The 4,509-nt window shown below is 63.4% G+C and carries 4 protein-coding genes; all 4 read left to right on the top strand.

What is annotated here, in order from left to right; all coding sequences use genetic code 11:
* Nucleotides 1-76 precede the first annotated feature (76 nt).
* The 4 genes from HX855_RS02500 to HX855_RS02515 all read left to right on the top strand — a co-directional run bounded on the left by HX855_RS02500 (nt 77) and on the right by HX855_RS02515 (nt 4,339).
* A complete protein-coding gene (locus HX855_RS02500) occupies nt 77-997 on the top strand; it encodes a LysR family transcriptional regulator (RefSeq protein WP_177091408.1) in 921 nt (306 codons plus the stop codon).
* Nucleotides 997-1,896 carry a LysR family transcriptional regulator gene (locus HX855_RS02505; protein ID WP_177091406.1) on the top strand — a complete coding sequence of 300 codons (900 nt, stop codon included), beginning with the start codon at nt 997-999 and terminating at the stop codon, nt 1,894-1,896. The genes HX855_RS02500 and HX855_RS02505 overlap by 1 nt, the downstream gene beginning before the upstream one ends.
* Before the next feature lie 2 nt (nt 1,897-1,898).
* Nucleotides 1,899-2,864, top strand: a complete 966-nt coding sequence (locus HX855_RS02510; RefSeq protein ID WP_177091404.1) for a pyridoxamine 5'-phosphate oxidase family protein — start codon at nt 1,899-1,901, stop codon at nt 2,862-2,864.
* Between the two features lie 134 nt (nt 2,865-2,998).
* On the top strand, nt 2,999-4,339 hold the full coding sequence (locus tag HX855_RS02515) for a sorbosone dehydrogenase family protein (protein ID WP_177091401.1): 1,341 nt from the start codon (nt 2,999-3,001) through the stop codon (nt 4,337-4,339).
* Nucleotides 4,340-4,509: the final 170 nt, after the last annotated feature.

The following is a 4,509-nucleotide window of genomic DNA, read 5'->3' on the forward strand; positions in this document are numbered from 1 at the left end:
CGCCACAGCAAGCTCCCTCCCCACAACGGCGCCCAAACCACAGGTTTGGTGTACGACATTCGATTAAAGGGCCCCCATGGACCGTTTCCAGGAAATGCAGATTTTCCTCGCCGTTGCCGAAGAGCAGGGTTTTGCCGCGGCGGCCCGGCGCCTGAACATCTCGCCCCCCAGCGTGACTCGCGCGATCGCCGCGATGGAGGCGCGTATCGGCACGCAGTTGCTGTCGCGCACCACCCGCAGCCTGCACCTGAGCGAGGCCGGCCAGCGTTACCTGGACGATTGCCGGCGCATCCTGGCCGAGCTGACAGAGGCCGAAGAGGCGGCAGCGGGCAGTTTCTCGATCCCGTGGGGGCACCTGACGGTCACCGCCCCAGTGTTGTTCGGCGAGCTATTTGTGGCGCCGATCCTGGGGGAGTACCTGGACCTGTTTGCCCAGGTCAACATCAACGCTTTGCTGGTGGACCGCGTGGTCAATATGACCGATGAAGGCGTGGATGTAGCCGTGCGTATCGGGCATTTGCAGGAAACCGGCCAGCAGGCGATCAAGGTCGGCGAGGTGCGCCGCGTGGTCTGCGCCGCGCCGGCGTACCTTGATCGCCACGGCCGGCCGCTGCACCCCGGGCAACTGCGGGAGGCGAAGATTGTCACGTCGTCTTCCAGCCAATTGGTCAGCGAATGGCAGTTCATCGAAGGCGGCCAGCCGCTGAACGTGGCCGTTGATCCACGCCTGGTAGTCACCGCCAACAACGCGGCGATCAACCTGGCGCGCCTGGGCTGGGGCGTCACGCGGGTGCTGTCTTATCAGGTGGCCAGCGATGTGCGTGCCGGCGCACTGGAAATCATCCTGCAAGACTTCGAGCCGCCGGCGTTGCCGATCCATGTGGTGTTCCAGAACAGCGCCCGGGTGCCGGCGAAAATCAACACCTTCGTGGACTTTCTGGTCAGTCGGCTGGGGCAGGATGCCGCGCTCAACCCTCAGACGAAGCCGTCAGCCTGATGGACCGCTATCGCGACATGCAGATGTTCCAGGTGCTGGCCCGGCAGCCGAGCCTGGCGTCGGCGGGGCGTTTCCTGGGCGTGTCGGGCCCCACGGTGATCCGCGCGGTCGCCCGGTTGGAGGCACGCTTGCGGGTGCGATTGATACAGCGCAGCACCCGGGGCATTCGCCTCACCGAAGCCGGCGTGAGGTTTATGGCGGACTGTTCACGCATCCTCGATGGCGTGAGCGCCGCCGAAGCCTCTGCCAAGGGCGCGCACGGGCAGGCGGAGGGCAATCTGCGGGTGTTTTTTCCGTTTCTGTTCAGCCGTTATGTGATGGCGCCGCTGTTGGCCGACTACCTGGAGCGCTACCCCGAGGTCCGGGTGTTTGCCCATTACCACGATCACTATCCGAACCTGAATGAAGACGGCCTGGACGTGGCGGTTCTGGTGGGAGAACTGCCCGGATCATCCCTGATTGCGCGGCCCGTGGGCCATGTGCACAGCATCGTGTGTGCCAGCCCCGGCTATCTGCACACCCATGGCGAACCGCTGCAACCCGAGGCACTCAAGCAGCATCGGCTGATTGCCAGCCAAGGGTATTCGGACTGGGTGCAGTGGGATTTCCACGCCTCCAGCCTCAAGGCCCGGGCACGCCTCAATTGCACCACCGTGCAGGGCGCGATCAATGCCGCGGTGCAGGGCGCCGGGTTGGTCCGCTGCCTGAGTTACCCGGTCCACGAGCACCTGGCCAGCGGCCAACTGCATCGGGTATTGCAGGCCTATGAACCGCCGCCGCTGCCGGTGCATGTGGTTTACCGAGAGGGGCGCAACGCGTCGATGCGGGTGCGCAGTTTTGTTGATTTCAGCGTGACGGCTTTGCGTGAACATCCGGCGTTTCATCCACCGAGGGCTTGAGCATGAATCATCTGGACGCGTCCCCCGTATCGCCATGGCATGCCGGCGAACGGCAATTGCAGCAAAGTGCCGGCGTGGCCGAGCGCATGGAGGTGATTGGCGCCAAGGTCATCCGTGATCATTTGCCGGAACAGCATCGGGCGTTTTATGAGTTATTGCCCTATCTGGTGGTGGGTACCGTGGATGAGCAGGGGCTGCCCTGGGCCACGCTGCTGGAGGGCTCGCCGGGGTTTGTCTACTCGCCTGATCCTTACCGTTTACGCATCGATGGCCTGCCAGCCGAGAGTGATCCTGCCGCGGCCGGATTGAAAAAAGGCGCAGCAGTGGGGCTGTTGGGCATCGATCTGAATACGCGGCGGCGCAACCGCATGAACGGGGTCGTGGGCACGGCAGGCGCCGATGGTTTTGCCGTGGATGTGGTGCATACCTTTGGTAATTGCCCGAAGTACATTCAGCTGCGAGCGGTGGACCCGGGGGCTTCGGCGCCGCACGCTGCTGAAGGTCGGGTGCAACGCGGCCACTCTCTGACTGAGGCAGACCGGGCGGCGATTCGCCAGGCCGACACCTTCTTCGTCGCCAGTTATGTAGAGCTGGAGGGTGATGCGGCCAAGCGTTCGGTGGACGTTTCACACCGGGGTGGCAACACCGGGTTTGTGCGGGTGGACGGTGATGTGCTGACGATTCCCGACTTTACCGGCAACTCGTTTTTCAACACCTTGGGCAATGTGCAGCTCAACCCGGTGGCGGGGCTGTTGTTTGTGGATTTTGCTTCGGGTGATGTGTTGCAGCTGGCCGGGCGGGCGGAGGTGATTCTGGGTGGGGCTGAGGTGGCCACGTTCGAGGGAGCGGAGCGGTTGTGGCGGGTGACCGTGGAGCAGGTGGTTCGGCGGGAGGCGGCGTTGGCGTTGCGTTGGCAGTTCGAGGGGTTTTCGCCCTATAGCCTGGCATTGGGACCTTGGAGAACCTGAGGGGCGCTGCCGAGTCACTCGTGCGACTGAGTTAAAACTCCTTTGCGCGAGAGGCGGTGTTTGGTGTCGGGGAATGACGCAATACTCCGTCGGGATTTTGTCTGCCCAGTGATGGGCTGTCCCGAGGTTTCCCCATGAATGCACCAAGCCGCCTTGCGCTGCTGATCACCGCCACTGCCGCCCTCAGCGCCTGTGGCGAGTCCTCCAAACTGCCGTTTCAGGCCGGTGTGGGGCCAAGCCCGCAACTGCCCGAACCCACCTCATCGTTGATCCCGACACTCAAGGTGTCCAAGGCCGTCGGTTGGCCCGCTCATGCCCAGCCCACGGCGCCCGAAGGATTCACGGTGACGGCGTTGGCTGAGAACCTTGACCACCCGCGCTGGGTGTACACCTTGCCCAATGGCGACGTACTGGTCGCCGAGAGTAACCATCCGCCCCTACCTGAAGGGGCCACTGATGGCGGCACCGGCTTGCTCGCCTGGGCGCGTCGTACGGCCATGGGGTTTGTGATGGGGCGGGTGGGTGCCGATGCGCCGAGTGCGGACCGCATTACCCTGCTGCGGGACGCCGATGGCGATGGCCATGCGGAGGTGAAGAGCGTGTTTCTTAGCGGGCTGACGTCGCCGTTCGGCATGGCATTGGTGGGGGACGAGTTGTATATCGGCAACGCTGATGCGGTGGTCAAGGTGCCTTATGTTCGGGGCCAGACTCACATTGATGCGGTCCCGACCAAGGTCACCGACCTGCCGGCCGGGATCAACCATCACTGGACCAAGAACGTTTTGGCCAATCCTCAGGGCACGCGGCTTTACGTGACCGTGGGGTCCAACAGTAATGTGGGTGAGAACGGGCTTGAAGCCGAGGACGGGCGTGCGGCGATCTGGGAGTTGGACCTTGCCAGTGGCCAGAAGCGTCTGTTCGCCAGTGGGTTGCGCAACCCCAATGGCCTGGCGTGGAAGCCTGGTTCCACCCAACTGTGGACGGTGGTCAACGAGCGTGATGAGATCGGCAGTGACCTGGTGCCGGATTATCTGACCTCGGTGCAGGATGGGGCTTTTTACGGGTGGCCATGGAGTTATTACGGTGCTCACGTGGATGCCCGGGTGCAGTCGCTGCGTCCGGACAAGGTTGCCCAGGCGATTGCGCCGGACTACGCCCTTGGGACACATGTTGCGCCGCTGGGGCTGACCTTTTCTGATGCGCGGGGGATGCCTGCGGCGTTCGCCGATGGGGTGTTTGTGGGGGAGCACGGGTCGTGGAACCGGAATCCGCAGGCGGGGTACAAGGTGGTGTTTATTCCGTTCCGGGACGGTAAGCCTTCGGGGACTCCGGTTGACTTTCTGACTGGGTTTTTGAATGGTGATGGGGAGGCTCAGGGCCGTCCGGTGGGGGTGACGCTGGACGGGCAGGGTGCGTTGTTGGTGGCGGATGATGTGGGGAACAAGGTGTGGCGGGTGGTGCGGGTGAGGCCTTGAGCGGGGCTGATATTGGGGGTATATCCGTTATTTGGGTAACGGCGGCTATTGGTTCCGCTCTTACAGCGGGTCACTTTTGAAAAGAGCCCAAAAGTAACCAAAAGGCTCTTGCCCCACCACTCGGCACCTCGCTTAGGCTCGGTGTGCCCTCACTCCGGCTTTGCTCCGCG

This window comes from Pseudomonas sp. IPO3778 (genome assembly GCF_013386825.1).
Lineage (GTDB): Bacteria > Pseudomonadota > Gammaproteobacteria > Pseudomonadales > Pseudomonadaceae > Aquipseudomonas.

Excerpts from the sequence above, each read along its gene's own strand:
- HX855_RS02500 (WP_177091408.1), top strand. The coding sequence starts at position 77 with ATGGACCGTTTCCAGGAAATGCAGATTTTCCTCGCCGTTGCCGAAGAG.
- HX855_RS02515 (WP_177091401.1), top strand. The coding sequence starts at position 2,999 with ATGAATGCACCAAGCCGCCTTGCGCTGCTGATCACCGCCACTGCCGCC.
- HX855_RS02505 (WP_177091406.1), top strand. The coding sequence starts at position 997 with ATGGACCGCTATCGCGACATGCAGATGTTCCAGGTGCTGGCCCGGCAG.
- HX855_RS02510 (WP_177091404.1), top strand. The coding sequence starts at position 1,899 with ATGAATCATCTGGACGCGTCCCCCGTATCGCCATGGCATGCCGGCGAA.